The sequence below is a fragment of the Kluyvera huaxiensis genome, assembly GCF_040149365.1.
In the GTDB taxonomy this organism is placed as follows: Bacteria; Pseudomonadota; Gammaproteobacteria; order Enterobacterales; family Enterobacteriaceae; genus Kluyvera; species Kluyvera intermedia_A.
Genome location: NZ_JBEFLV010000010.1, coordinates 41,954 through 68,507 on the forward strand (window position 1 = coordinate 41,954; position 26,554 = coordinate 68,507).

Sequence of the window (26,554 nt, forward strand, 5' to 3'; positions counted from 1 at the left end):
CCACCGCCGTTGTCTTTAAGATTCAGGAGCGTAGTGCATGGAGTTCAGTGTAAAAAGTGGTAGCCCGGAGAAGCAGCGGAGTGCCTGTATCGTCGTGGGCGTATTCGAACCACGTCGGCTCTCTCCCATTGCCGAACAGCTCGATAAAATCAGCGACGGCTATATCAGTGCGCTGCTGCGCCGCGGCGAACTGGAAGGCAAACCGGGGCAGACCTTATTGCTGCACCACGTACCAAACGTGCTGTCAGAGCGTATTCTGCTGATTGGCTGCGGCAAAGAGCGTGAGCTGGACGAGCGCCAGTACAAGCAGGTTATTCAGAAAACAATCAACACCCTGAATGATACTGGTTCGATGGAAGCGGTCTGCTTCCTGACCGAGCTGCACGTGAAAGGCCGCAACAACTACTGGAAAGTACGCCAGGCGGTTGAGACGGCAAAAGAGACGCTGTACAGCTTCGACCAGCTGAAAACCAACAAAAGCGAGCCTCGTCGTCCGCTGCGTAAAATGGTCTTCAACGTGCCAACCCGTCGTGAACTGACCAGCGGCGAGCGCGCCATTCAGCACGGTCTGGCCATTGCCGCCGGTATCAAAGCAGCAAAAGATCTCGGCAACATGCCGCCAAACATCTGTAATGCCGCTTACCTCGCCTCTCAGGCGCGCCAGTTGGCTGATTCTTACAGCAAAAACGTCATCACCCGCGTCATCGGCGAACAGCAGATGAAAGAGCTGGGGATGCACTCCTATCTTGCGGTCGGCGACGGTTCACAAAACGAATCCCTGATGTCGGTCATCGAGTATAAAGGCGTGGCATCGGAAGACGTTCGTCCTATCGTGCTTGTTGGTAAAGGCCTGACCTTTGACTCCGGCGGTATCTCCATCAAGCCTGCCGAAGGTATGGACGAGATGAAGTACGACATGTGCGGTGCGGCGGCGGTCTACGGCGTGATGCGTATGGTCGCTGAACTTCAGCTACCGATTAACGTCATCGGCGTACTGGCCGGCTGTGAGAACATGCCGGGTGGGCGCGCATATCGTCCAGGCGACGTACTGACCACGATGTCCGGTCAAACCGTTGAAGTGCTGAACACCGATGCCGAAGGCCGTCTGGTGCTGTGTGACGTCTTAACTTACGTTGAGCGCTTTGAACCAGAAGCGGTGATTGACGTGGCCACTCTGACCGGTGCCTGCGTAATTGCCCTGGGTCATCACATCACCGGCCTGATGTCGAACCACAACCCGCTGGCGCACGAGCTGATTGGCGCGTCCGAGCAGGCGGGCGACCGCGCATGGCGTCTGCCGCTGGGTGACGAGTACCAGGAGCAGTTAGAGTCTAACTTTGCCGATATGGCAAACATCGGCGGCCGTCCTGGTGGTGCCATCACCGCGGGCTGCTTCCTCGCGCGCTTTACCCGTAAATATAACTGGGCTCACCTGGACATCGCCGGTACCGCATGGCGTTCAGGCAAAGCCAAAGGCGCAACCGGACGTCCGGTCGCGCTGCTGTCCCAGTTCTTGCTTAACCGCGCGGGTTTTAACGGCGAAGAGTAAGTTTGAAATTGCCCCGTAGGCCGGGCCATCTGGCCTACGGTGTGCAACATAGCAAAGCATTTAAATCCACCACAAGAAGCCCCATATATGAAGAATGCAACGTTCTATATTCTGGACAACGACACCACCGTCGACGACCTCAGCGCCGTCGAGCAGTTAGTGTGTGAAATTGCCGCAGAACGTTGGCGAGCAGGTAAGCGCGTGCTCATTGCCTGTGAAGACGAACAGCAGGCCATTCGCCTGGATGAAGCGCTGTGGACGCGTCCACCGGAAAGCTTTGTGCCGCATAATCTGGCGGGAGAAGGTCCGCGTGGTGGTGCCCCGGTCGAGATTGCCTGGCCTGCGAAGCGCAACAGCAGCCCTCGCGATATACTGATCAGTCTGCGGGTAAATTTTGCAGATTTTGCCACCGCTTTCACAGAAGTGGTAGACTTCGTCCCTTATGAAGAAACTCTGAAACAACTGGCGCGCGATCGCTACAAGGCCTATCGCGTGGCTGGTTTTAACCTGAATACGGCAACCTGGAAATAATGGAAAAGACATATAACCCACAAGATATCGAACAGCCGCTTTACGAGCACTGGGAAAAGCAGGGCTATTTCAAGCCTAACGGCGATGAAAGCAAAGAGTCCTTCTGCATCATGATCCCGCCGCCGAACGTCACCGGCAGTTTGCATATGGGTCATGCTTTCCAGCAGACCATCATGGACACCATGATCCGCTACCAGCGCATGCAGGGTAAAAACACCCTGTGGCAGGCCGGTACTGACCACGCGGGTATTGCGACCCAAATGGTGGTTGAGCGTAAGATTGCCGCTGAAGAAGGTAAAACCCGTCACGATTACGGTCGCGATGCATTTATCGATAAAATCTGGCAGTGGAAAGCGGAATCCGGCGGCACCATTACCCGTCAGATGCGTCGTCTCGGCAACTCTGTTGACTGGGAACGCGAGCGTTTCACTATGGACGAAGGCCTTTCCAATGCCGTGAAAGAAGTCTTTGTCCGCCTGTATAAAGAAGACCTGATTTACCGTGGCAAGCGCCTGGTCAACTGGGACCCGAAACTGCGCACCGCTATCTCTGACCTGGAAGTGGAAAACCGCGAATCTAAAGGCTCGATGTGGCACATCCGCTATCCGCTGGCCGACGGTGCGAAAACCGCAGACGGTAAAGATTACCTGGTTGTCGCGACTACCCGTCCGGAAACCGTGCTCGGTGATACCGGCGTGGCCGTGAACCCGGAAGATCCACGTTACAAAGATCTGATCGGCAAATTCGTCATTCTGCCGCTGGTTGACCGTCGCATTCCAATCGTTGGCGATGAACACGCCGATATGGAAAAAGGCACTGGCTGCGTGAAGATCACCCCAGCGCACGATTTCAACGACTATGAAGTCGGGAAACGTCACAGCCTGCCGATGATCAACATCCTGACCTTTGATGGCGATATTCGCGAAACTGCTGAAGTGTACGACACCAAAGGCGAAGAGTCTGACGTCTATTCCAACGCTATCCCGGCTGAGTTCCAAAAGCTGGAACGCTTTGCTGCGCGTAAAGCCGTTGTGGCGGCCATCGATGCGATGGGCCTGCTGGAAGAGATCAAACCACACGACCTGACCGTTCCTTACGGCGACCGTGGCGGCGTGGTTATCGAGCCAATGCTGACCGACCAGTGGTACGTCCGTGCTGACGTGCTGGCGAAGCCTGCCGTAGAAGCGGTAGAAAACGGCGATATCCAGTTCGTGCCGAAACAGTATGAAAACATGTACTTCTCCTGGATGCGTGATATTCAGGACTGGTGTATTTCCCGTCAGCTGTGGTGGGGTCACCGTATTCCGGCTTGGTATGACAACGACGGTAACGTCTTTGTTGGCCGTACCGAAGAAGAAGTGCGTAGCGAAAACAACCTCGGCGCCGACGTTGCGCTTCGTCAGGACGAAGACGTTCTCGACACCTGGTTCTCCTCCGCGCTGTGGACCTTCTCTACCCTCGGCTGGCCGGAAAATACCGATGCGCTGCGTCAGTTCCACCCAACCAGCGTGATGGTTTCCGGCTTCGACATCATCTTCTTCTGGATTGCCCGCATGATCATGATGACCATGCACTTCATCAAAGATGAAAACGGCAAACCGCAGGTTCCGTTCCATACCGTCTACATGACCGGTCTGATTCGTGACGACGAAGGGCAGAAGATGTCCAAATCCAAGGGTAACGTGATTGACCCGCTGGATATGGTTGATGGTATTTCTCTGGCCGACCTGCTGGAAAAACGCACCGGCAACATGATGCAGCCGCAGCTGGCTGAGAAAATTGCCAAGCGTACCGAGAAGCAGTTCCCGGACGGCATCGAGCCACACGGCACCGACGCCCTGCGTTTCACCCTGGCGGCACTGGCCTCTACCGGCCGTGACATCAACTGGGATATGAAGCGTCTGGAAGGTTACCGCAACTTCTGTAACAAGCTGTGGAACGCCAGCCGCTTTGTGCTGATGAACACTGAAGATCAGGATTGCGGCTTCAACGGCGGCGAGAAAACCCTGTCTCTGGCAGACCGTTGGATCCTCGCGGAATTCAATCAGACCACTAAAGCGTACCGCGAAGCGCTGGATAACTTCCGCTTCGATATCGCCGCGGGCATTCTGTATGAGTTCACCTGGAACCAGTTCTGCGACTGGTACCTCGAGCTGACCAAGCCGGTAATGAACGGTGGTTCGGAGTCTGAACTGCGCGGCACCCGTAATACCCTGGTGACCGTTCTGGAAGGTCTGCTGCGCCTGGCGCACCCGATTATTCCATTCATCACTGAAACCATCTGGCAGCGTGTGAAGGTCATCTGCGGCAACACCGCTGACACCATCATGCTGCAGCCGTTCCCGGCGTACGATGCGTCCCAGGTTGATGAAGCGGCTCTGGCCGATACCGAATGGCTGAAGCAGGCGATCATTGCCGTGCGTAACATCCGTGCGGAAATGAACATTGCTCCAGGCAAACCGCTTGAGCTGCTGCTGCGCGGTTGCAGCGCTGACGCAGTGCGTCGCGTCACCGACAACCAGAGCTTCCTGCAGTCCATGGCGCGTCTGGAAAGCATAACTATCCTGCCTGCGGATGACAAAGGCCCGGTTTCCGTGACCAAAATCATCGACGGCGCTGAGCTGCTGATCCCGATGGCTGGTCTCATCAACAAAGACGATGAGCTGGCGCGTCTGGCGAAAGAAGTGGCGAAAATCGAAGGCGAAATCAGCCGTATCGAAAGCAAACTGTCTAATGAAGGCTTTGTGGCGCGTGCACCGGAAGCGGTGATCGCCAAAGAGCGTGAGAAACTGGACAGCTATGCAGAAGCGAAAGCGAAGCTGATTGAGCAGCAGGCGGTCATCGCCGCGCTGTAAGGTTGTTGGAGGGTGCCTGTATGTTCACCGGATGCGCTACGCTTATCCGGCCTACAGGCCCCCTCAACGTCGGTCGGATAAGCGCAGCGTCATCCGACACACCGGCACCCTCAACGTAGGTCGGATAAGCGCAGTGCCATCCGACACACCAGCACCCTCATGTAGGTCGGATAAGCGCAGCGCCATCCGACACACCAGCACCCTCATGTAGGTCGGATAAGCGCAGCGCCATCCGACACACCAGCCTCCTCAACGTAGGTCGGATAAGCGCAGCGCCATCCGACACACCAGCACCCTCAACGTAGGTCGGATAAGCGCAGCGCCATCCGACACACCGGCCCCCTCATGTAGATCGGATAAGCGCAGCACAATCCGACACACCAGCACCCTCATGTAGGTCGGGTAAGCGCAGCGTCATCCGACACCACAGACCAACGAAAGCCTCTGATGCCATTGCTCAGAGGCTTTTTATTGAATTATCCTCGCTTGCGCTTCCCCTCCTCACAGTGTTATTAACTGCATATGTCCCACGTTTATGTCATGAGTTTGCTATGAGTGTTGTTACGCCCGTTGCTGCGACGCTTCGCCGGATAACGGCTGAAGATAATGTCACTATCGCCTCCGTCATCCGCCAGGTCTCTGCCGAATACGGTTTAACCGCCGATAAAGGCTATACGGTGGCCGATCCCAATCTGGACGAGCTGTTCGAAGTGTATAGCCAGCCAGGCGCGGCTTATTGGGTGGTTGAGCTGAATGGACAGGTTGTCGGCGGCGGTGGCGTTGCTCCGCTTAGCTGTAGCGAGCCGGGCGTTTGTGAATTGCAGAAGATGTACTTTTTATCCAGCGCACGTGGGCAAGGGCTGGCGAAGAAACTCGCGCTGACGGCGCTCGAATATGCCCGCGAACAAGGTTTTCAGCAATGTTATCTGGAGACGACGGCTTTCCTGACGGAGGCCATTCGCCTCTATGAGCGCCTTGGCTTTGCTCATATTGCCGAACCGCTAGGGTGCACCGGCCACGTTGACTGCGAAGTGAGAATGCTTAAACCCCTTTGAGTAATTCAAAGGGGTAAACGATTTACTGCATTTCAGGCGACAACGCCAAACGTACGACGCCCGCGGCATTCACTTCCGGCAGCGCCAAAACCTGCGACCAGAAATCCTGCACCAGTTGGCAGGCAACCTTCTCTTTACCCACGCCTTTGCTCGGGTCAGACATAATGTCGATATCCTGGCCATAACGCTGTACCAGCGCCGGGCCAATGGTCTGCATATCTGCCAGAGCCTGCTGTTTTTCCTGCGGAGTCACCGCGTGTTTATTTGGCCCATAGGCGGCACGCATCATCCGCGCATCGCTCTCGGTACGGCGAGCAAGGACTTCATGCGAAATCACCTTCACCGGGTTGATACCGCCTTTGACCGCGGGGAACAGGAAGCGGAAGCACACGTCATCGCCGCTATTTTTAGCCTCGGCAATCTGCTCAAGGTTGATTTTCATATACTCAACCACGTTAGCGTCAGGCGCCTGCTGCAAACGCGCCATCTGTAGCTGCAGGATTTGCGGCTGGATGGCATCGATGATCTCTTGCTGGCCCTTCCCTGCCTTTTTCATCTGCACCGACAGTTCAAGAATATGCTGCCAGAATGCCGGGTCTTGTTCTTTGATAACCTGGAATGTTGGCATTGCCATCATTGCTGATTCAAATTTCTGCTCTTCGGTTTGCCCATAATCCGGGCTCATGCGCGGTATGAGGTAGTGCACGTCAAACAGATTCCAGCCGATAATCGCCACCACAAAAATCACGGCACCGGCGATTTTCCCAACCCAACCCTTTTTACGAAATACGCCGACTATCACGGCAATCACCGCGCCAATATAGCCTGCCAAAATTACGTGAGCCCAGTTCATCAACCATCCTTATTCCAATCAATAGTTCTGCCGGGGATTATATTTCCCCTTTATGAATGTTGATTATTGCGGCAACGGACGGGCATTTCCAGCCACCATATTTCATCTGCGAGAGCGTTGGCGATTCAGAGAAGCTGGAAAACGGCGCGAACGCGCCGGGAAAGAAGACTAGGCAGGCGTACCGCTGTGGAAGCGAAACTCGTCGTCAGCAGAGGTAATCAGCGCCGCCTCGACTTCGCCAAAGAAACGTACGCGCTCGCTGATATCACCGTCGGCAATCTGCTCGGCCAGGGTCAGATAGTCCTGATAGTGCCGCACTTCCGAGCGCAGCAGCGACAGATAAAACACCTGCAGATCGTCATCCAGATACGGTGCCAGCGCGGCAAAGCGTTCGCAGGAACGCGCTTCGATGTAAGCACCGCAAATCAGCTTATCAATCAGCGTCAGCGGTTCGTGGGTGCGCACCTCTTTGAGCATGCCTTTCGCGTAGCGGCTGGCGGTGATCTTCACGTAGGGAATATTACGACGCTGCATCGCTTCACGTACCTGCCAAAAGTGGTGCAGTTCTTCTTTAATCAGCAGCACCATACTGTCGATAAGCTGGCATCCCCACGGATCGTCGGTTTTCGGCATCACGCCTTTACCAATCTGTTTGTTCAGCGCGACAAAATCCGGCTCTTCGCCGTCGCGGAAGGTGAATGCTTCATATGGTTTTAGCCAATCCAGAAGCGCCTGTGCACCGTCTTTATCCGCCACATATTTACGCACCATCAGCATCGCGGTTTGCGCCGCTTTGAGCTCGCACACCAGATGGTCGGTCAGCAGCAGAGGAAGATTTTCAGGTAAGCGCGCTTGATCCAGCCACGCCTGGGGCGTTTTGCAGTGCAGAAAGCGGTAAACAGGGGAGAGTATTTGCGGGTAGTCCATTCCGGGATCCTTGGCCTACGGCAGCGGGTGCTGCCGTAGGGAATCAAGATGACTTAGTGGCGAACGCCATCATCGTCTTCGTCGACTTCATCTTCGTCGTCGTCACCTTCTTCACCGTTAGGATCTTCGTAGTAGGTGCCCCAACCGTCGTAATCAACTTCAAATTTCTCAGCCAGATTCATCAGTTGCTCAACCTGAGCGTCGATAAGCTCAGCGTTCAGCGCACATTCGCTGAGAATATCGCAGCAGATGACGGTGTCGCCTTCTTCCACTTCCAGCTCTTCCGGCTCGGTCACTTCATAACCCATCTTGAACGCTTCAACCGCCGCTTTTTCCAGGCTTTCGAAATCGTCTGCAGAAAGGTGGTGTTCAATGGTGTACAGCGCGTCAGGATCGCTGCCGTCGTCCAGCAGTTCTTCAATGATCAGACGTGTTTCTTCACGCTGTTCTTCCAGGTGTTCCGGGTTTGCCATGGCTCGTTCCTCATAATGTGGCTGATACTCTTATTGTCACATACCGTTGCCATTGCCTCCACCTTTCCGATAAAGATTTGTTATTGGGGTTGCAAATGAATATTCATCCATATAAAGTGAATTTTAATTCAATAAGTGGCTTGAGCCAGGTGAGGGAAAAATGTCTAGTCTGTATAAAAAACACTTCTTAAAATTACTCGATTTTACCCCTGCAGAAATCACCACCCTGCTGCAGCTCGCGGCAAAACTCAAAGCGGATAAAAAGAACGGCACGGAGTCGCCGAACCTGACCGGTAAAAACATCGCGCTCATCTTCGAAAAAGACTCAACCCGTACACGATGCTCTTTCGAAGTTGCCGCTTACGATCAGGGCGCTCGCGTCACTTATCTTGGATCCAGCGGCAGCCAGATTGGCCACAAAGAGTCGATTAAAGACACCGCCCGCGTGTTGGGCCGGATGTATGACGGTATCCAGTACCGTGGCTACGGCCAGGAGATTGTTGAAACGCTAGCGGAGTATGCCGGCGTTCCGGTGTGGAACGGGCTGACCGACGAATTCCATCCAACCCAACTGCTGGCGGATCTGCTGACTATGCAGGAACACCTGCCGGGTAAAGCATTCAACGAAATGACGCTGGTGTACGCCGGTGATGCGCGTAACAACATGGGTAACTCGATGCTGGAAGCCGCAGCGTTAACCGGTCTCGACCTTCGTCTGGTGGCGCCACAAGCGTGCTGGCCGGAAGCGAGCCTGGTCGCGGAATGCAAAGCGCTGGCGCAGAAGAATGGCGGTAATGTCACGCTGACCGAAGATATTGCCAGCGGCGTGAAGGGCGCGGACTTTATCTATACCGACGTATGGGTATCGATGGGTGAAGCTAAAGAGAAGTGGGCCGAGCGTATCGCCCTGCTGCGCGGCTATCAGGTAAACAGTGCGATGATGAAGCTAACCGGCAACCCGCAGGTCAAATTCCTGCACTGCCTGCCAGCATTCCATGATGACCAGACTACGCTGGGTAAGAAAATGGCGGCAGAATACGGGATGCATGGTGGCATGGAAGTGACCGACGAGGTCTTTGAATCACCAGCCAGCATTGTGTTCGATCAGGCGGAAAACCGGATGCACACGATCAAAGCGGTGATGGTGGCGACGCTGTCGCAGTGATTCCACTTATCCTGGAAGGACACGGGGAATCTATTGTGCGATTGTTCCCCTCACCCTAGCCCTCTCCCCAAAGGGGCGAGGGAACGGAGCAGTGCGGTCTTCATGCTCTTACCAAAGGGGTGAGGAAACGGAGCAGTGCGGTCTTCATGCTCTCACCAAAGGGGCGAGGGAACGGAGCAGTGTGGTCTTCATGCTCTCACCAAAGGGGCGTGGGAACAGAGCAGTGCAGTCTTCATGCTCTCCCCAAAGGGGCGAGGGAATAGAGCAGTGCGGTCTTCATGCTCTCACCAAAGGGGCGAGGGAACGGAGCAGTGCGGTCTTCATGCTCTCACCAAAGGGGCGTGGGAACGGAGCAGTGCGGTCTTCATGCTCTCCCCAAATGCCGGAATAACAGAACAGTCTTTCCCCCTCTCCCTTTTAGGGAGAGGGTCGGGGTGAGGGTAAACCTCACTCCACCAGCAGTTTAATCACTGCTTTACGCACTTTCGCAGGCTGCCCTACCGCGCACAGCGGTTTATGTACTTCGCCCGGGTAGAAGACCACAAAGTCGCCTTCGCTCATCACCACCATTTTTTCCTGCACGCCTTCCGGCAGGAACGCGATGTCCTTATCCGCCAGCCAATCGGTGTCCGGCTTGCCCGCAGGCAGCACGCTAAATGACATCCCTTCCTGGCCTTTCAGCACCACCTGAATATCCAGGTAACGCGCATGATATTCCGCACGGCGCTCGGCAAACGGTTCGGTCATATTTTCTGAGATCAGATAAAACAGACGGTTACCGTCGATGTCATATTTCCCCTCCGGGGTTTCGTCAGTCACGTTGGCCTGAAGATGGACAATTGCCTGACGCAGTTCTTCCGGCAGCCACGACTGCAGGTGATGGATGTTGCCAATAATCATAACGACTCCGTAAATAAAACAATGTTTCAATTTTTAGTTGTTATACGTATTTTCGCGTTACCATACCACTACTTTTTATCATGACTCTCGCCGTGGCTGCGCTGGCGCACATTTTGTATCTTTATCCAGGGTTGGAATTTAAATTCACAGCATTCAACTAACCATTCAGTAAGAATCGTTTTCGTCGCGTAAATTGTGAATCTCCCCCTTGATTGCCGGATAAAGCTGCGTATAATTCCGCTCCGTTTGCCAGGAGGAAATATGGTTCAGTGTGTACGACATCGCGTCTTACCGCGTCTGAAAACAGACGCTGGCCTGCCGTTTTTCCTTTCCGTTGCATCCGTATTCGTAAAGCCCCTTATTTAAGGGGCTTTTTTTTTGCGCCGTCGTCAGGAGATAAACATGGCTAATCCGCTGTATCAAAAACACATCATTTCCATAAACGATCTCAGCCGCGAAGACCTTGAACTGGTGCTGGCGACCGCCGCCAAACTAAAAGCACATCCGCAGCCGGAGTTGCTCAAGCATAAAGTTATCGCCAGCTGCTTCTTCGAGGCCTCGACGCGCACTCGTCTGTCTTTTGAAACCTCAATGCATCGCCTGGGCGCGAGCGTGGTCGGCTTCTCCGACAGCGCCAATACCTCGCTTGGCAAAAAAGGCGAAACGCTGGCCGACACCATCTCGGTAATCAGCACCTACGTCGATGCCATCGTGATGCGCCACCCGCAGGAAGGGGCAGCGCGTCTGGCGACCGAGTTCTCCGGCGGCATTCCAATCCTGAACGCTGGCGACGGCGCCAACCAGCACCCGACCCAAACGCTGCTCGACCTGTTCACCATTCAGGAAACCCAGGGGCGTCTGGAAAACCTCAATATCGCGATGGTTGGAGACCTGAAATATGGCCGTACCGTCCACTCGCTGACCCAGGCGCTGGCGAAATTTAACGGCAACCGCTTCTACTTTATCGCCCCAGATGCGTTGGCGATGCCGCAGTACATCCTCGATATGCTCGACGAAAAAGGCATCGCCTGGAGCCTGCACAGCGCCATTGATGAAGTGATGGCTGAGGTCGATATTCTCTACATGACCCGCGTACAGAAAGAGCGCCTCGACCCGTCCGAATACGCCAACGTCAAGGCGCAGTTCGTTCTGCGTGCCGCAGACCTCGAAGGCGCGCGCGACAACATGAAGGTCCTGCATCCGCTGCCGCGCATTGATGAGATAACCACCGATGTCGATAAAACGCCGCACGCCTGGTACTTCCAGCAGGCCGGCAACGGCATCTTCGCCCGCCAGGCGTTACTGGCACTGGTACTGAATAGCGAACTGGCTCTGTAAGGGGGAAATGACGATGACACACGATAACAAATTGCAGGTAGAAGCCATTAAACGTGGCACCGTGATTGACCATATCCCGGCACAGATCGGCTTTAAGCTGTTAACGCTGTTCAAACTGACCGAAACCGATCAGCGCATCACCATCGGCTTGAATCTGCCATCAGGTGAGATGGGCCGTAAAGACCTGATTAAGATTGAAAATACCTTCCTGACCGACGAACAGGTTAACCAGCTGTCACTGTATGCACCGCAGGCGACGGTTAACCGGATCGACAACTATGAAGTGGTGGGAAAATCTCGCCCAAGCCTGCCGGAACGCATCGAAAGCGTGCTGGTGTGCCCGAACAGCAACTGCATCAGTCATGCTGAACCCGTTTCATCAAGCTTTGCAGTGAAAAAACGCGCCGATGACATCGCACTCAAATGCAAATACTGTGAAAAAGAGTTTTCTCATTATGTGGTGCTGGCCAACTAATTGCGGTTGGTATTGATATCTAGCGTCTCTATAATGGCTAACACCTTACTACTGCAGTTTATCTGGAGATATCATGAGCAAGACTATTGCGACGGAAAAGGCACCAGCAGCTATCGGCCCATACGTTCAGGGCGTTGACCTGGGCAGTATGGTTATCACTTCCGGTCAGATCCCGGTTAACCCGAAAGATGGTAGCGTAGCGGAAGATGTTTCCGCTCAGGCTCGCCAGTCGCTGGAAAACGTAAAAGCTATCGTTGAAGCCGCCGGCCTGAAAGTGGGCGATATCGTTAAAACGACCGTATTCGTTAAAGATCTTAACGATTTCGCGACCGTTAACGCCACTTACGAAGCGTTCTTCACCGAGCATAACGCCACCTTCCCAGCGCGTTCTTGCGTTGAAGTCGCGCGTCTGCCGAAAGACGTGAAAATTGAAATCGAAGCGATCGCCGTTCGTCGCTGATTTCCAGCAGTATAAGAAAAGGCAGCCGATGGCTGCCTTTTTTGTTTTTGTCCCCGTGGGTATTGTCAATCACTGCCAGCCATAGCGGCGGCTGAAGAACCCTTTCACCATCTGAGTGAAGGTCATATAACCCACCAGAATCGCCACCAGCCATGGGAAGTAGCTCAGCGGCAGCGGCTGCAATTGCAGGTAGCTTGCCAGCGGCGAGAACGGCAGCGCGATGCCGACCGCCATCACCAGCAGAGTCATGGCAAACAGCGGCCACGCGGCGCGGCTCTGCACGAACGGAATACGGCGGGTACGAATCATATGCACAATCAGCGTCTGCGACAGCAGCCCTTCAATAAACCAGCCGGACTGGAACAGGGTCTGCATTTCTGGCGTATTGGCCTTAAACACCCACCACATCAGGCAGAAGGTCAGAATATCGAAGATCGAGCTGATAGGCCCGAAGAACACCATAAAGCGGCCAAGGTCCGCCGGATTCCAGCGCTGGGGCTTTTGAATCTGTTCGTCATCGACGTTATCAAACGGCAGCGCCACTTGGGATACATCGTACAGCAGGTTTTGAATCAGTAAGTGTAACGGCAGCATCGGCAGGAACGGCAGGAAGGCGCTGGCCACCAGGACGCTAAAGACGTTACCGAAGTTCGAGCTGGCGGTCATTTTGATGTATTTGAGCATGTTAGAGAAAGTACGACGCCCTTCAATCACCCCCTCTTCCAGCACCATCAGGCTTTTTTCCAGCAGAATGATATCGGCCGCTTCACGGGCAATATCCACCGCACCGTCCACGGAAATGCCAATATCCGCCGCCCGCAGCGCCGGCGCATCGTTGATGCCATCGCCCATAAAGCCAACCACGTGGCCTTCACGTTTGAGCAGCGTAACAATGCGCTCTTTATGCATCGGCGTCAGGCGGGCAAACAACGTGGTGCGCTGCGCCAGCTGGGCCAGCTCGTCATCGCTCAAATGCTCGATATCGCTACCAACAATCACTTCGCCCGCATCCAGCCCAACTTCATGGCACACTTTCGCCGCCACCAGTTCGCTGTCGCCGGTCAGAATTTTGACGGTGATGCCGCTGGCCTTCAGCGCTTTCAGCGCCGGTGCGGTGGTCTCTTTCGGTGGATCGAGGAACGCAATGTAGCCTTCGAGGATCAGGTCGGACTCATCAATACGCTGATAGTCACCTTCCCGCGCCGGGAGGAACTTGCTGGCCACCGCCACCACGCGCAGACCCTGACGGTTGAGAGTATCGGTCACGCGTTTAATACGGCGCAGCATGGTCTCATCCAGCGGCACCACTTCACCGTTGTGATAGACCTGCGTACAGACGTTGAGGATCTCCTGCAACGCGCCTTTGCAAATCAGCTTATGCACGTCCGGTTGTTCATTCACCACCACCGACATGCGGCGGCGTTCAAAATCAAACGGGATCTCGTCCACCTTCTGCCAGTCGCTGGAGAGCTGACGCGCCGCCACTTCATCGACCCCTTCCAGCACCGCCGTGTCGAGCAGGTTTTTCAGCCCGGTCTGGTAGTGACTGTTAAGCCACGCGGTGTGCAGCACCCGTTCGCTGGTTTTGCCGGAGACATCGGTATGGTTTTCCAGCACGATTTTGTCCTGGGTGAGCGTCCCGGTTTTATCGGTGCAGAGAATATCCATCGCGCCAAAGTTCTGAATGGCGTCGAGGTGCTTCACAATCACTTTCTGTTTTGACAGCTTCACCGCCCCGCGCGCCAGCGTTGAGGTGACAATCATCGGCAGCATTTCCGGCGTCAGGCCGACCGCTACCGACAGCGCGAACAGCGCCGCTTCCCACCAGTCGCCTTTGGTGTAGCCGTTAATCACCAGCACGATAGGCGCCATCACCAGCATAAAGCGGATCAGCAACATGCTGACGCGGCTAATACCTTTCTGGAAAGCGTTCGGCTCGCTCTCCTGTTCGCTCACGCGCCCGGCCAGTTGGCCAAACCAGGTGTTGGCACCGCTGGCAATCACCATCGCCTGCGCGGTTCCGCTCACTACGTTGGTGCCCATAAAGCACAGCGTGTCGCACTCAAGCGGGTTAGTCTGCTGCGGTTCGCGGGTTTTGGCGACTTTCTCCACCGGCAGCGATTCACCGGTCAGCGACGCCTGCGCAACAAACAGATCGCGGGCCTGAATCACGCGCAGATCGGCGGGGATCATATCCCCGGCGGCGAGCTTGATGATATCGCCCGGCACCAGTTGATCGATAGGCAGCTCAACCCAGCCGCTTTCGCCTTTATCATTGATGACGCGCAGCACCGTTGCGGTGTTGCTGACCATCGCTTTCAGCGTGTCGGCGGCCTTGGTGGAACGCGCCTCCTGTACGAAGTTCAGCAAGGTGGAAATCCCCACCATCAGCACGATAACCACTGCAGCGAACAGATCTTCCGTGGCGTAGGAGACGGCGGCCAGCACGGTCAGCAGGATATTGAATGGATTGCGGTAGCACAGCCACAGGTGTACCCACCACGGCTGCGGCTGCTGTGCCGGCAGCTGGTTTTCACCGTGGACAGCGCGCGCCTGTTCTACTTCCGCCGCATTCAGCCCTTCCGGGTGGCTGTTAAACGCCTGCCACAGCTCCTGCTCGCTGAGCTGAGCCATTTTCAGGCAATGTTCGCTCAGCGAAGGTGGAATTGGCGTATTGGCGACGCTTTGCTGAGTCGGCATAGGATCGCGCTGTACCAAACGGCGCGGCAAATGGCGGCCAAGCTGTGCAAACAGCTGCCGGGTTAAATTTTTCAGCATAAAAAGTCCCCCGCGCTCGCCTTAGACGAACGCAGTCGGTCCAACGGGCACGGATAAACCTGAGCCTATTGGCAATTATTTTTTATTGCAGGGACATGAAATAGGATGTCACTGCCTCACAGCATCGGTAAGGCAGCGAAAACTGGCTTACCGGAAAATGACTCTCGCGCAGGAGAGAGGTGTGGGATCGGGATCCATAACGCCTCCGGTAAGGTTAGATGAGAAAAACGCCGCGAATTATACGGAGAAAATCATAAGGTGTATGACAATTAGAGCGATATAATAACGGACGGCAATTCAACGGTACGTAAACCATCAGGTTTAACCATAGAAATTATTCACACGGGGCAACTATATGCTGGAAAATCGGCTGACCATCAAAGATATCGCTCGTTTGAGTGGCGTCGGTAAATCCACCGTTTCCCGCGTGCTGAACAATGAAAGCGGCGTCAGCGACCGTACCCGCGAGCGCGTCGAAGAGGTCATGCAGCAGCACGGCTTCTCCCCTTCCCGCTCGGCGCGCGCCATGCGTGGACAAAGCGATAAGGTGGTCGCCATTATCGTCACCCGTCTCGATTCGCTATCGGAAAACCTCGCCGTGCAAACCATGCTGCCCGAGTTTTACGAGCAGGGCTACGACCCGATTATGATGGAGAGCCAGTTCTCGCCGGAAAAAGTGGTCGAGCACCTGGCGATGCTTAAACGCCGCAACATTGACGGCGTGATTCTGTTTGGCTTTACCGGCGTGACCGAAGAAATACTGACTAACTGGCAGTCTACGCTGGTGCTGATGGCGCGTAACGCCAGCGGCTTTACCTCCGTTTGCTACGACGATACCGGCGCGATTACCCAGCTCATGCAGCGGCTGTTCGATCTCGGGCACCGTCACATCAGCTTCCTCGGCGTCCCCACCAGCGATGCCACCACCGGCCAGCGCCGTCACGATGCGTATCAGGCCTTCTGCAAACGGCATAAGCTCACGCCGACCGCCGCATTGCCGGGTCTGGCAATGAAGCAAGGCTACGATTTTGCCCGTGAGGTCATCACCTCAGAAACCAGCGCGCTGATTTGCGCGACCGATACCCTCGCGCTGGGGGCCAGCAAGTATCTTCAGGATCAGCGCATCGACAAGGTCCAGCTGGCGAGCGTCGGTAACACTCCTCTCACCAAGTTTCTGCACCCGGAAATTATCACCGTCGATCCCGGCTACGCCGAGGCTGGACGCCGCGCCGCAGAACAGCTCATCGCCCAAATCGGCGGTAAAAGCGAGCCGCATCAGATAGTGATCCCCGCGATCCTGGCCTAAGCTTAATATCAGCTTTAATGTGATCGTCGCGACGTTTCGGGAACGTTCCCATTTTCCCGAAAACCTAAACCCGGTACGCTTATCTCCAGCGTGTTAATTACGGTTTTGATCCTGAGTCCGTCAGGCTGCCAGACTCAAGCAGCCTGAAGTGGCGGGTATCGGGGAGATCTCACCTCTGTTTTAAGGCCCTATAATGAGCAAAAAAATAGAACAAAAAAACATCGATAAACTTATCGAACTGGTCGGCGGGCGCGACAACATCGCTACCGTCAGCCACTGCATCACGCGTCTGCGCTTCGTGCTAAACGATCCGGCAAAGGCCAATCCAAAAGCCATCGAAGAATTGCCGATGGTGAAAGGCTGCTTTACTAACGCCGGTCAGTTCCAGGTGGTTATCGGCACCGAAGTGGGCGACTACTATGAAGCGCTGCTGGCCACCACCGGTCAGAAATCTGCGGATAAGGAGCAGGCAAAACTGGCGGCCCGTCAGAACATGAAATGGCACGAGCAGATGATTTCGCACTTCGCCGAGATCTTCTTCCCGCTGCTGCCGGCGCTTATCAGCGGGGGTTTGATCTTAGGCTTCCGTAACGTTATCGGCGACTTGCCGATGAGCAACGGCCAGACGCTGGCGCAGATGCACCCATCTTTGCAAACCATCTATGACTTCTTATGGCTGATTGGCGAGGCCATCTTCTTCTACCTGCCGGTCGGTATCTGCTGGTCAGCGGTGAAAAAGATGGGCGGCACGCCAATTCTCGGTATCGTCCTCGGCGTGACGCTGGTTTCCCCGCAGCTGATGAACGCCTACATGCTGGGTCAGCAGGTGCCTGAAGTGTGGAACTTCGGCCTGTTCACCATCGCTAAAGTCGGCTATCAGGCGCAGGTTATCCCGGCACTGCTGGCTGGTCTGGCACTGGGCTTTATTGAAACCCGTCTGAAACGCATCGTTCCTGATTACCTTTATCTGGTTATCGTCCCGGTGTGCTCGCTGATTCTGGCGGTCTTCCTCGCCCATGCCCTGATTGGTCCGTTCGGCCGCTGGATTGGCGATGGTGTGGCCTTCGCCGTACGTCACCTGATGACCGGCAGCTTCGCACCGGTAGGCGCTGCGCTGTTCGGCTTCCTGTACGCGCCGCTAGTTATCACCGGTGTGCATCAGACCACGCTGGCGATTGATATGCAGATGATTCAAAGCATGGGCGGTACGCCGGTCTGGCCGATGATCGCGCTGTCTAACATCGCGCAGGCTTCTGCCGTTGTCGGCATCATCATTTGCAGCCGTAAGAGCAACGAGCGTGAAATTTCCGTCCCGGCGGCTATCTCTGCCTATCTGGGCGTTACCGAACCGGCGATGTACGGGATCAACCTGAAGTACCGCTTCCCTATGCTCTGCGCGATGATCGGTTCCGGTATTGCGGGCCTGCTGTGCGGTCTGAACGGCGTGCTGGCGAACGGTATCGGCGTTGGCGGCCTGCCGGGCATCCTGTCCATTAAGCCGACCTTCTGGGGCGTTTACAGCATTGCGATGGTTATCGCCGTCGTGGTGCCGATTATCCTCACCATGGTGGTGTACAAGCGCAAACTGCGCCAGGGCACGCTGCCGGTCTAAGTCTCACCTTTGTTCGGGGCGCAATTGCGCCCCTTCGCCTTCTTAAAGGACAACTCCATGAATACACTTCCTCACTGGTGGCAAAACGGCGTTATCTACCAGATTTACCCTAAGAGTTTCCAGGACACCACCGGCCGCGGTACGGGAGATCTGCGCGGTGTGACCTCACGTCTTGATTACCTGAAAAAGCTCGGCATTGACGCCATCTGGCTAACGCCGTTCTACGTTTCGCCGCAGGTTGATAACGGCTACGACGTGGCCAACTACACGGCGATTGACCCCTCTTACGGTACGCTCGACGATTTCGATGCGCTGATTGCCGAGGCGCATCAGCGCGGGATCCGCATCGTGCTCGACATGGTGTTGAACCACACCTCAACCCATCACGCGTGGTTTAAGGAATCGCTGAATAAAGAAAGCCCGTACCGCCAGTTCTATATCTGGCGTGACGGGACGCCGGAAACGCCGCCGAACAACTGGCGCTCGAAATTTGGCGGCAACGCCTGGCAGTGGGACGCCGCCAGCGGGCAATACTATCTGCATCTGTTCGCCACCGAGCAGGCCGATCTCAACTGGGAAAATCCGACGGTACGCGATGAGCTGAAAAAGGTCTGCGAATTCTGGGCCGATCGTGGCGTAGACGGCCTGCGCCTCGACGTGGTGAACCTGATCTCCAAAGATCAGTCCTTCCCCAATGATGATCAGGGCGATGGCCGCCGCTTCTATACCGACGGCCCGCGAGCCCATGAGTTCCTGCAAGAGTTCAGCCGCGATGTGTTTACGCCGCGTGGACTGATGACCGTCGGTGAGATGTCCTCCACCTCGCTGGAAAACTGCCAGCAGTACGCCTCGCTCGACGGCAAAGAGCTGTCGATGACCTTTAACTTCCACCACCTCAAGGTCGATTACCCAGGCGGTGAGAAGTGGACGCTGGCGCGCCCGGACTACGTGGCGCTGAAATCGCTGTTCAGCCACTGGCAGCAAGGGATGCATAACCGGGCGTGGAACGCGCTGTTCTGGTGTAACCACGACCAGCCGCGTATTGCCTCACGTTTTGGCGATGAAGGCGAACACCGGGTCACAGCGGCCAAAATGCTGGCAATGGTGCTGCACGGCATGCAGGGCACACCGTACATCTATCAGGGCGAAGAGATTGGCATGACCAACCCGCATTTCGCGAAGATAGAGCAATATCGCGACGTGGAAAGCCACAATATGTACGCCGAGCGGCTGGCCGAAGGGCAAAGCGCCGACGAGCTGCTGGCGATCCTCGCCAGTAAATCCCGTGACAACAGCCGCACGCCGATGCAGTGGGACGCCAGCGCTAACGCCGGGTTTACCCAGGGCGAACCGTGGATTGGCGTCTGCGATAACTACGCGAATATCAACGTCGAACGCGCACTGGCCGACCCGGGCTCGGTGTTCTACGCCTATCAGCAGCTGATTGCGTTACGTAAATCGCAGCCGGTGCTGACCTGGGGCGATTATCAGGATCTGCTGCCTGAGCATCCGTCGCTGTGGTGCTATCGCCGCCAGCACAATGGGCAGACGCTGCTGGTCCTCGCCAACCTTGGCGCAGAGCCGCAGGCATGGCAGCCATCGGAAACGCTGGCCGACGGCCGCGTACTGATGAGCAACTATTCCGATTCTGTACAAAAACCGGCGGCAATAACGCTGCGCCCGTTTGAAGCTATCTGGTGGCTTCTGGGCTAAGCCTACGGCCCGGTAGCCTTCTGCTGCCGGGCCTGCCTGCATCACGCTGTTTTACAGCCCTTTTTGTGCATTTATTACGCAGTAAAATTTACATATCCCCTCAGCGCCTGTCATCTGTACTCTTGCATTTTTACTTTGTTCTGCATCAATAAAAGCGTAAACATGTTTGATGCAAATCACTACATATAGAACTTAAAATGCTCCCCGGCCCAACATATGGTATTTATCGTCTATCATTGCAACAATGAGAATCACGAAAAAGATAGCCGGTATGTGGATAACCTGGGCCGCACTTAGGGGAAAGTATTGGTTAATGGAGCTATTGCGCCAATCGTTGTTTTCCTACCGCTGTGGATAACCTGTTCTTATAAATAATGGAGTGATCATGACACCGCATGTGATGAAACGTGATGGCTGTAAAGTGCCGTTCAAATCAGAGCGCATCAAAGAAGCAATTCTGCGTGCAGCTAAAGCAGCGGGAGTCGATGACGCAGACTATTGCGCCACCGTCGCAGCAATTGTTAGCCAGCAAATGCAGGACCAGTCGCAGGTTGATATCAACGAGATTCAGACCGCCGTTGAAAACCAGCTGATGTCCGGGCCGTATAAGCAGCTGGCCCGTTCTTATATCGAATATCGCCATGACCGCGATAGCCAGCGCGAAAAGCGCGGCCGCCTGAACCAGGAAATTCGCGGTCTGGTTGAGCAAACCAACTCGGCGCTGCTCAACGAAAACGCCAACAAAGACAGTAAAGTGATCCCTACCCAGCGCGACCTGCTGGCCGGTATCGTCGCCAAACACTACGCACGCCAGCACCTGCTGCCGCATGATGTGGTGATGGCGCACGAACGCGGCGTGATTCACTACCACGATCTCGACTATTCGCCGTTCTTCCCGATGTTCAACTGTATGCTTATCGATCTGAAAGGCATGCTGACTCAGGGCTTTAAGATGGGCAACGCGGAAATTGAGCCGCCGAAATCCATCTCTACCGCCACCGCGGTTACCGCGCAGATCATCGCGCAGGTCGCCAGCCACATTTACGGCGGCACCACCATCAACCGTATCGATGAAGTGCTGGCACCGTTCGTCGCCGCCAGCTTCAACAAGCACCGTCAAACGGCCGAAGAGTGGCAGATCCCGAACGCCGAAGAGTATGCGCTTTCCCGTACCGAGAAAGAGTGCTACGACGCCTTCCAGTCGCTGGAGTATGAAGTGAATACGCTGCATACCGCCAACGGCCAGACGCCGTTCGTCACCTTCGGTTTTGGCCTCGGCACCAGCTGGGAATCACGTCTGATTCAGCAGTCGATTCTGCGTAATCGTATCGCTGGTCTTGGCAAAAACCGCAAAACCGCGGTGTTCCCAAAACTGGTCTTCGCCATTCGCGATGGCCTGAACCACAAGCCGGGCGATGCCAACTACGACATCAAACAGCTGGCGCTGGAGTGTGCGAGCAAGCGCATGTATCCGGACATCCTCAACTACGATCAGGTAGTTAAGGTAACGGGTTCGTTCAAAACCCCAATGGGCTGCCGCAGCTTCCTTGGCGTGTGGGAAAACGAAGACGGCGAGCAGGTACACGATGGGCGTAACAACCTGGGCGTTATCAGCCTGAACCTGCCGCGCATCGCGCTGGAAGCCAAAGGTGATGAAGCCGCATTCTGGTCGCTGCTCGACGAGCGCCTGCTGCTGGCACGTAAAGCGCTAATGACTCGTATTGCGCGTCTGGAAGGGGTGAAAGCCCGCGTGGCACCAATCCTCTATATGGAAGGCGCATGCGGCGTACGTCTGAAGGCAGACGATGACGTGTCTGAGATCTTCAAAAACGGTCGCGCGTCTATCTCTCTGGGCTATATCGGTATTCACGAAACCATCAACGCGCTGTTCGGCAATCAACACATGTACGACAGCGAAATGCTGCGTGAAAAAGGCGTGGCCATCGTCCAGCGCCTGCGCGACGCGGTTGATCAGTGGAAAGATGAAACCGGCTACGGCTTTAGCCTGTACAGCACGCCAAGTGAAAACCTGTGCGACCGCTTCTGCCGTCTGGATACCGCCGAGTTCGGCCTGGTTGAAGGCGTGACCGATAAGGGTTACTACACCAACAGCTTCCACCTCGACGTGGAGAAGAAGGTTAACCCGTACGACAAAATCGATTTCGAAGCGGCCTACCCTCCGCTGGCGAACGGCGGCTTTATTTGCTACGGCGAATACCCGAACATTCAGCACAACCTGAAGGCGCTGGAAGATGTGTGGGACTACAGCTACCAGCACGTACCGTATTACGGCACCAACACGCCAATCGACGAGTGCTACGAGTGCGGCTTTACCGGTGAGTTCGAATGCACCAGCAAAGGCTTCACCTGCCCGAAATGCGGTAACCATGACGCCGCCCGCGTCTCGGTGACGCGCCGCGTATGCGGTTATCTCGGCAGCCCGGACGCGCGTCCGTTCAACGCCGGGAAGCAGGAAGAAGTGAAGCGCCGCGTGAAGCATCTGGGCAATGGGCAGTTAGGTTAAGTTATTTTTTTGTTATTTGTTAAACACTGGAGGTTGTATGAGTAATTACGAGTTAATCAAGTACGCTATTCAGAACAAAAAACAGGTCACAGCAATGTATGAAGGTCGTTACAGAGAAATGTGCCCTCATAATTTAGGGACGAAACTAGGCCGCCAACAAGCAATGTTCTATCAATTTGGCGGGGACAGTAGCAAAGGACCAATTACTCCAGCTAATGCCCAATGGCGCTGTATGCAATTGGATAAACTAACCCATCTTGAAGTAAAAGATGGTCCGTGGTTTACAGGCGACAATCATAGTCGCCCACAAACTTGTGTTGATCGAATCGAGTATGAAGTAGCCTTCTAGTGAATTTCCATCAGTATTACCCTGTTGATATTGTCAATGGGCCAGGAACTCGCTGCACCCTGTTTGTTTCAGGGTGCGTTCACGAATGCCCCGGCTGCTACAACAAGAGCACCTGGCGGGTTAACTCCGGCCAGCCATTCACCACAGAGATGGCCGACCGCATCATCGCCGATTTAAACGATACCCGCGTTAAACGTCAGGGGATTTCGCTGTCCGGCGGCGACCCGCTGCATCCGCAGAACGTGGCGGATATTCTCGCGCTGGTGAAGCGGATTCACGCCGAATGCCCGGGCAAAGATATCTGGGTATGGACCGGCTATAAACTCGACGAACTGAACGCCGCGCAGATGGAGGTCGTCGACCTTATCAACGTGCTGGTCGACGGCAAGTTCGTACAGGATTTAAAAGACCCGGCGCTGATCTGGCGCGGCAGCAGCAATCAGGTTGTTCATCACCTGCGATAATCGCTCACGGTCAGCCGCTCAAAAACGGCTGACGCACTCCATCGCCACCGTTTTAAACTCATCAAAGCTACGCGTTGCCGCAAGGCGAGCCATCGCGCGCTCGCGCAGGAAGGTGACGAAAATATCGTAGATCGCCATCGCTTCTTCATACTCGCTTTTGCTGATCGCCAGCAGGAAGATGATATGCGCGGTTTCGTCGCCCCAGGCGATACCGTCGGGGGCAATCACGGTGTAGACCACCGTCTTTTTCGCCAGCAGCCCCAGCGCATGGGGCAGCGCGATGCCGTCGCCCAGCATGGTGCTGACGATGGCTTCACGCTCCACCACTGAGCCATAAAACTCGGCGTCGACAAACCCTTCCATCTCCAGCTGTTCGCACAGCTCGGCAAACAGCGTCTGCTGATCCATATGACCGTCAATCACCCGGAAATGGGCGGCGTCGAAGTACTTGTTCAACATAAACGGCCGGGTGCGATCCACCAGCACCAGTTTGCCAATTTGGTCGAGCTGATAGTCGGTTGGGAACGGCGCGATAGTGACCACCGGCTTGTCTTTTTCACTGATGCGCGCGGTGGAGATAACAAAATCTTCGGGTATCGCCGCCAGTTGTTCGTACTCGCGCTGGGAGAGCGTGGCGGCAATTTCCACCTGCGGATATTTGCGCTGCATAATCGCTTCGATCATTCGCGCCATAGCGTTACCCGCATCGCACACCAGCAGCACTTTCGGCTGGCGCTGGTAGCCGATGTTGTAATGGCGCTCAAGGCCCACGCCGATATGCAGCACCAGGAAACCAATCTCGTTTTCACTGATGGCGTAAGGCGTGTACTTTCCCCAGCTGGAGACCGCCGCCAGCGTCATATCCCAGGCCATCGGATAGTGCTGTTTGATGTTATCGAGCAGCGGATTGGGGATCATTATCTGGTAGCGCACGCGGGTAATCATGGTTTTGATATGGGTGAGCAGATCCGCATGCAGCTGGGCATCGTCCAGCAGGTTGTAGTTATATTGCTGATTGATATAGCGCAGGATGTAATTCACCAACGCCTCGTCATCGTCGGCGCTGATCGTTTCCGGGTCCACATCTTGCACCTGACGCGCGGCAATATGCACACACAGCCACTCTTCCTCAGCCGGTGAAAATGGTTTTCCGGCCAGTTTCTGCAGCGCGGCCGCCACGTCATGCGCGACATCGCGAACGTTTTGCGCCACATCTTCAGCGCTGAAAACCGCCAGTGGAAATCCTTCGCTGACGCGACGGGCCACCACTGCGCCATACAGGCACAGAAAACGTTCCCCGGCATCGGTCAGGCGAACGCGATGACGGGTCAGCGTCTCTTGCAGTATCTCTTCGAGCAGCATCGGCACGCTGGCATCAAACGCCTCTTCGCAAATGAGCGGATTCAGCGCCCCCTGCTGGCTAAGCTCCCACAGCAGATCGGTCAGGCAGGCGCGCAGCGACACTTCGCTACCAAATAGCTTCATCCCGTGGCGCGGGCGCGTCTCCAGGGTCAGCTGATAGCGGGCAAAGCGCTCGCGCACCTCCGCCATATCGCTTTGCAGCGTGGCGCGGCTGACAAACCACTCATCGGCCAAATCCTCAAGCTTGAGGGAAAAGGCCGAGGTAAGAAACCGCACCAGTAAAAAGTGGATGCGATCCTGCGCCGTGCGCGGAATATGCTGCGGCTTGGGCGCCGTTTCTTCCAGCGTCTGAAAGCGCGACGGATCGTCAATTTTCAGCTGATAACCGCTGCCGCGCGTCAATACAAACTGGGCGCCGTAATGCATCAACAGCGCATTAAGCGCGGTGATGTCGGCGCGGACGGTACGGGTTGACACCGACAGCCGCTGCGCCAGTTCATCCTGCGGCAGCGTTTCGTTTTGCAGCAGGCTAAAGAGTTGCGCTAAACGTTGGTTGGGAAATCGCATGTCGGTTCCTTCATGTTACGACTTAAGGTTTTGCAGAAATCACCATCTGGGACGGGCTGCCAATCGGCGTATAGTCCGGCGCAAACGTCAGCTTGCCGTCCTTCGGCGCCACGCTAAAGCGGGTGATGTTATCGCTGCGCTGGTTCATGACGTACAGCCAGCGCCCCTGGCTATCCAGCGTCAAGCCGCGCGGATAATCCCCGCGGGTCCAGATATCATCCTGATGGCTCAGGCTACCGTCCGCCTTTACGGTAAAGTGGGCAATGCTGTTGTGCAGACGGTTGGCAACATACAGCTGCTTCCCGTCGGCGCTGAGTACCAGCCCGGAAGCAAAGCTGGTGCCTTTGTACTCTTTTGGCAGCGCGGAGACCGTTTGGCCCTCGCGCAGCAGACCGCTATGTTTGTCGAGGTGGTAGAAGGTCAGCGTGGAGGATTCTTCGTTAATCAACCATAGTCCATCCCCGGCGGGGGTAAAGACAAAATGACGCGGCCCGGCACCTGCCGACGATGCGGCGATATACGGCGGATCGTTAGGGGTTAACTTGCCGCTAGCACTATCTCTGCGGTACTGATAAATCCGGTCCAGCCCCAGATCGGTGGAATAGACAAACTGCCCGCTCGGGTCTGCCTGCACCATGTGAGCATGCGGACCATTATGATCGCTGATGGCAAAGCTACCTTCCGTCGCGGCTTCCGGGCGCTCGGCTCCCGCCGGGCCCTGATCCTGATGGACCTCGACCGCATCGCCCAGGCTGCCGTCCTCTTTCACCGGCAATACGGCAATGGAGCCGCTGACGTAGTTTGCCACCAGCAGATGACGGTTATCCGGGGTCAATGACAGATAGACCGGCCCGGCCCCGCCGGACGCCACCTGATTGAGGCTGCTTAAGCTGCCATCCGCCCCAATACTCCACGACTGGACCACGCCCTTTTCCACTTCGCTGGCGGCATACAGCGTTTTTCCATCCGGCGAGATGGTCAGCTGCGCCACGTTGGGCAGCGAGCCCACCAGCGTCTTATCGCTTAACGCCCCGGTTTTTCCGTCGATAGTAAAACGGTAGAGCCCTTCACCGTTGGGATTATAGGTACCCACCCAGGCGTACTGCGTTTGGGCGACCGCGCCAGCGGCGAGAAGCGAAAGAGAAGCGGCAAGCAGGTGATGAGCGGTTGGCATGGTGACTCCTTGGTGGCTCGGTGGGTTTTCCCCTCACCCCGGCTCTCTCCCCAAGGGGAAAGGTGAAAACCGCCGCGCCATGCATGGCACAAAACGGTCCCCTCTCCCAGCGGTGAGAGGGTTA

The 26,554-nt window shown here is 55.6% G+C and carries 23 protein-coding genes; 16 read left to right on the forward strand and 7 right to left on the reverse strand.

From position 1 onward, the window contains the following. Positions 1–37 precede the first annotated feature (37 nt). The 4 genes from pepA (at position 38) to ABOC97_RS12140 (ending at position 5,990) form a co-directional block, all read left to right on the forward strand. A complete protein-coding gene (pepA, locus tag ABOC97_RS12125; protein ID WP_052282401.1) occupies positions 38–1,549 on the forward strand; it encodes a leucyl aminopeptidase in 1,512 nt (503 codons plus the stop codon). 87 nt (positions 1,550–1,636) lie between these two features. Beyond that, positions 1,637–2,080: a DNA polymerase III subunit chi gene (holC, locus tag ABOC97_RS12130; protein ID WP_052282402.1), complete on the forward strand. Its 444-nt coding sequence runs from the start codon at positions 1,637–1,639 to the stop codon at positions 2,078–2,080. Next, positions 2,080–4,935 carry a valine--tRNA ligase gene (locus tag ABOC97_RS12135; protein WP_349597810.1) on the forward strand — a complete coding sequence of 952 codons (2,856 nt, stop codon included), beginning with the start codon at positions 2,080–2,082 and terminating at the stop codon, positions 4,933–4,935. Before holC ends, ABOC97_RS12135 begins: the two co-directional genes overlap by 1 nt. A gap of 551 nt (positions 4,936–5,486) precedes the next feature. Further along, entirely contained in the window at positions 5,487–5,990 is a 504-nt protein-coding gene (locus ABOC97_RS12140; protein ID WP_349597813.1) for a GNAT family N-acetyltransferase, read from the forward strand. Positions 5,991–6,012: 22 nt separating this feature from the next. Here the strand turns inward: ABOC97_RS12140 and ABOC97_RS12145 are convergent, their stop codons facing one another. The 3 genes from ABOC97_RS12145 to rraB form a co-directional block, all read right to left on the reverse strand. Next, positions 6,013–6,843: a topoisomerase II gene (locus tag ABOC97_RS12145; protein WP_349597816.1), complete on the reverse strand. Its 831-nt coding sequence runs from the start codon at positions 6,841–6,843 to the stop codon at positions 6,013–6,015. Positions 6,844–7,011: 168 nt separating this feature from the next. Further along, the gene (gene miaE / locus ABOC97_RS12150) at positions 7,012–7,770 is read right to left on the reverse strand and encodes a tRNA isopentenyl-2-thiomethyl-A-37 hydroxylase MiaE (protein WP_349597819.1); all 759 of its coding nucleotides are present in this window, start codon (positions 7,768–7,770) and stop codon (positions 7,012–7,014) included. A 53-nt stretch (positions 7,771–7,823) separates the two neighbouring features. After that, positions 7,824–8,243 (reverse strand): ribonuclease E inhibitor RraB, encoded by a 420-nt coding sequence (gene rraB / locus ABOC97_RS12155; protein ID WP_349597822.1) that lies wholly within the window; start codon positions 8,241–8,243, stop codon positions 7,824–7,826. Between the two features lie 95 nt (positions 8,244–8,338). Between rraB and argL the strand changes: the two genes are divergently transcribed. Together argL and argF are read left to right on the forward strand one after the other, a co-directional pair. Continuing rightward, positions 8,339–8,434 carry a putative translational regulatory protein ArgL gene (argL, locus tag ABOC97_RS24055; protein WP_234503384.1) on the forward strand — a complete coding sequence of 32 codons (96 nt, stop codon included), beginning with the start codon at positions 8,339–8,341 and terminating at the stop codon, positions 8,432–8,434. After that, complete coding sequence (argF, locus tag ABOC97_RS12160) at positions 8,404–9,408, forward strand: ornithine carbamoyltransferase (RefSeq protein ID WP_349597825.1); 1,005 nt, start codon at positions 8,404–8,406, stop codon at positions 9,406–9,408. Before argL ends, argF begins: the two co-directional genes overlap by 31 nt. A 447-nt stretch (positions 9,409–9,855) precedes the next feature. Here the strand turns inward: argF and ABOC97_RS12165 are convergent, their stop codons facing one another. Then, on the reverse strand, positions 9,856–10,308 hold the full coding sequence (locus ABOC97_RS12165; protein WP_349597827.1) for a YhcH/YjgK/YiaL family protein: 453 nt from the start codon (positions 10,306–10,308) through the stop codon (positions 9,856–9,858). Between the two features lie 261 nt (positions 10,309–10,569). On the opposite strand from ABOC97_RS12165, the gene ABOC97_RS12170 reads away from it, so the two are divergent. From ABOC97_RS12170 to ridA, 4 genes are all read left to right on the forward strand, one after another. Beyond that, positions 10,570–10,674, forward strand: coding sequence for a pyrBI operon leader peptide (locus ABOC97_RS12170; RefSeq protein WP_072351778.1), 105 nt, complete (start codon positions 10,570–10,572; stop codon positions 10,672–10,674). Between the two features lie 36 nt (positions 10,675–10,710). Beyond that, positions 10,711–11,646 (forward strand): aspartate carbamoyltransferase, encoded by a 936-nt coding sequence (pyrB, locus tag ABOC97_RS12175; RefSeq protein ID WP_349597830.1) that lies wholly within the window; start codon positions 10,711–10,713, stop codon positions 11,644–11,646. 13 nt (positions 11,647–11,659) lie between these two features. After that, positions 11,660–12,121 carry an aspartate carbamoyltransferase regulatory subunit gene (gene pyrI / locus ABOC97_RS12180; protein ID WP_349597833.1) on the forward strand — a complete coding sequence of 154 codons (462 nt, stop codon included), beginning with the start codon at positions 11,660–11,662 and terminating at the stop codon, positions 12,119–12,121. Positions 12,122–12,194: 73 nt separating this feature from the next. Then, positions 12,195–12,581, forward strand: coding sequence for a 2-iminobutanoate/2-iminopropanoate deaminase (ridA, locus tag ABOC97_RS12185; protein ID WP_061284876.1), 387 nt, complete (start codon positions 12,195–12,197; stop codon positions 12,579–12,581). Positions 12,582–12,650: 69 nt separating this feature from the next. On the opposite strand, the gene mgtA is transcribed toward ridA, so the two are convergent. Continuing rightward, positions 12,651–15,359 (reverse strand): magnesium-translocating P-type ATPase, encoded by a 2,709-nt coding sequence (gene mgtA, locus ABOC97_RS12190; RefSeq protein ID WP_349597837.1) that lies wholly within the window; start codon positions 15,357–15,359, stop codon positions 12,651–12,653. A 358-nt stretch (positions 15,360–15,717) separates the two neighbouring features. Here mgtA and treR point away from each other — a divergent pair, with 358 nt between their 5' ends. The 6 genes from treR to nrdG all read left to right on the forward strand — a co-directional run bounded on the left by treR (position 15,718) and on the right by nrdG (position 23,327). Further along, the gene (gene treR, locus ABOC97_RS12195) at positions 15,718–16,665 is read left to right on the forward strand and encodes a trehalose operon repressor TreR (protein WP_349598106.1); all 948 of its coding nucleotides are present in this window, start codon (positions 15,718–15,720) and stop codon (positions 16,663–16,665) included. A gap of 193 nt (positions 16,666–16,858) precedes the next feature. Beyond that, entirely contained in the window at positions 16,859–18,277 is a 1,419-nt protein-coding gene (gene treB, locus ABOC97_RS12200; RefSeq protein ID WP_112202487.1) for a PTS trehalose transporter subunit IIBC, read from the forward strand. Between the two features lie 57 nt (positions 18,278–18,334). Continuing rightward, on the forward strand, positions 18,335–19,990 hold the full coding sequence (gene treC, locus ABOC97_RS12205) for an alpha,alpha-phosphotrehalase (RefSeq protein WP_349597840.1): 1,656 nt from the start codon (positions 18,335–18,337) through the stop codon (positions 19,988–19,990). A gap of 385 nt (positions 19,991–20,375) precedes the next feature. Beyond that, positions 20,376–22,514 (forward strand): anaerobic ribonucleoside-triphosphate reductase, encoded by a 2,139-nt coding sequence (gene nrdD, locus ABOC97_RS12210; RefSeq protein WP_349597842.1) that lies wholly within the window; start codon positions 20,376–20,378, stop codon positions 22,512–22,514. 37 nt (positions 22,515–22,551) lie between these two features. Then, positions 22,552–22,863 (forward strand): hypothetical protein, encoded by a 312-nt coding sequence (locus ABOC97_RS12215; RefSeq protein ID WP_349597845.1) that lies wholly within the window; start codon positions 22,552–22,554, stop codon positions 22,861–22,863. Then, positions 22,863–23,327: an anaerobic ribonucleoside-triphosphate reductase-activating protein gene (gene nrdG / locus ABOC97_RS12220; protein WP_349597848.1), complete on the forward strand. Its 465-nt coding sequence runs from the start codon at positions 22,863–22,865 to the stop codon at positions 23,325–23,327. Before ABOC97_RS12215 ends, nrdG begins: the two co-directional genes overlap by 1 nt. 18 nt (positions 23,328–23,345) lie before the next feature. On the opposite strand, the gene ABOC97_RS12225 is transcribed toward nrdG, so the two are convergent. Both ABOC97_RS12225 and ABOC97_RS12230 read right to left on the reverse strand, forming a co-directional pair. Further along, on the reverse strand, positions 23,346–25,256 hold the full coding sequence (locus tag ABOC97_RS12225; RefSeq protein ID WP_349597850.1) for a BglG family transcription antiterminator: 1,911 nt from the start codon (positions 25,254–25,256) through the stop codon (positions 23,346–23,348). 22 nt (positions 25,257–25,278) lie between these two features. Next, positions 25,279–26,430 carry a lactonase family protein gene (locus ABOC97_RS12230; RefSeq protein WP_349597853.1) on the reverse strand — a complete coding sequence of 384 codons (1,152 nt, stop codon included), beginning with the start codon at positions 26,428–26,430 and terminating at the stop codon, positions 25,279–25,281. Positions 26,431–26,554 lie beyond the last annotated feature (124 nt).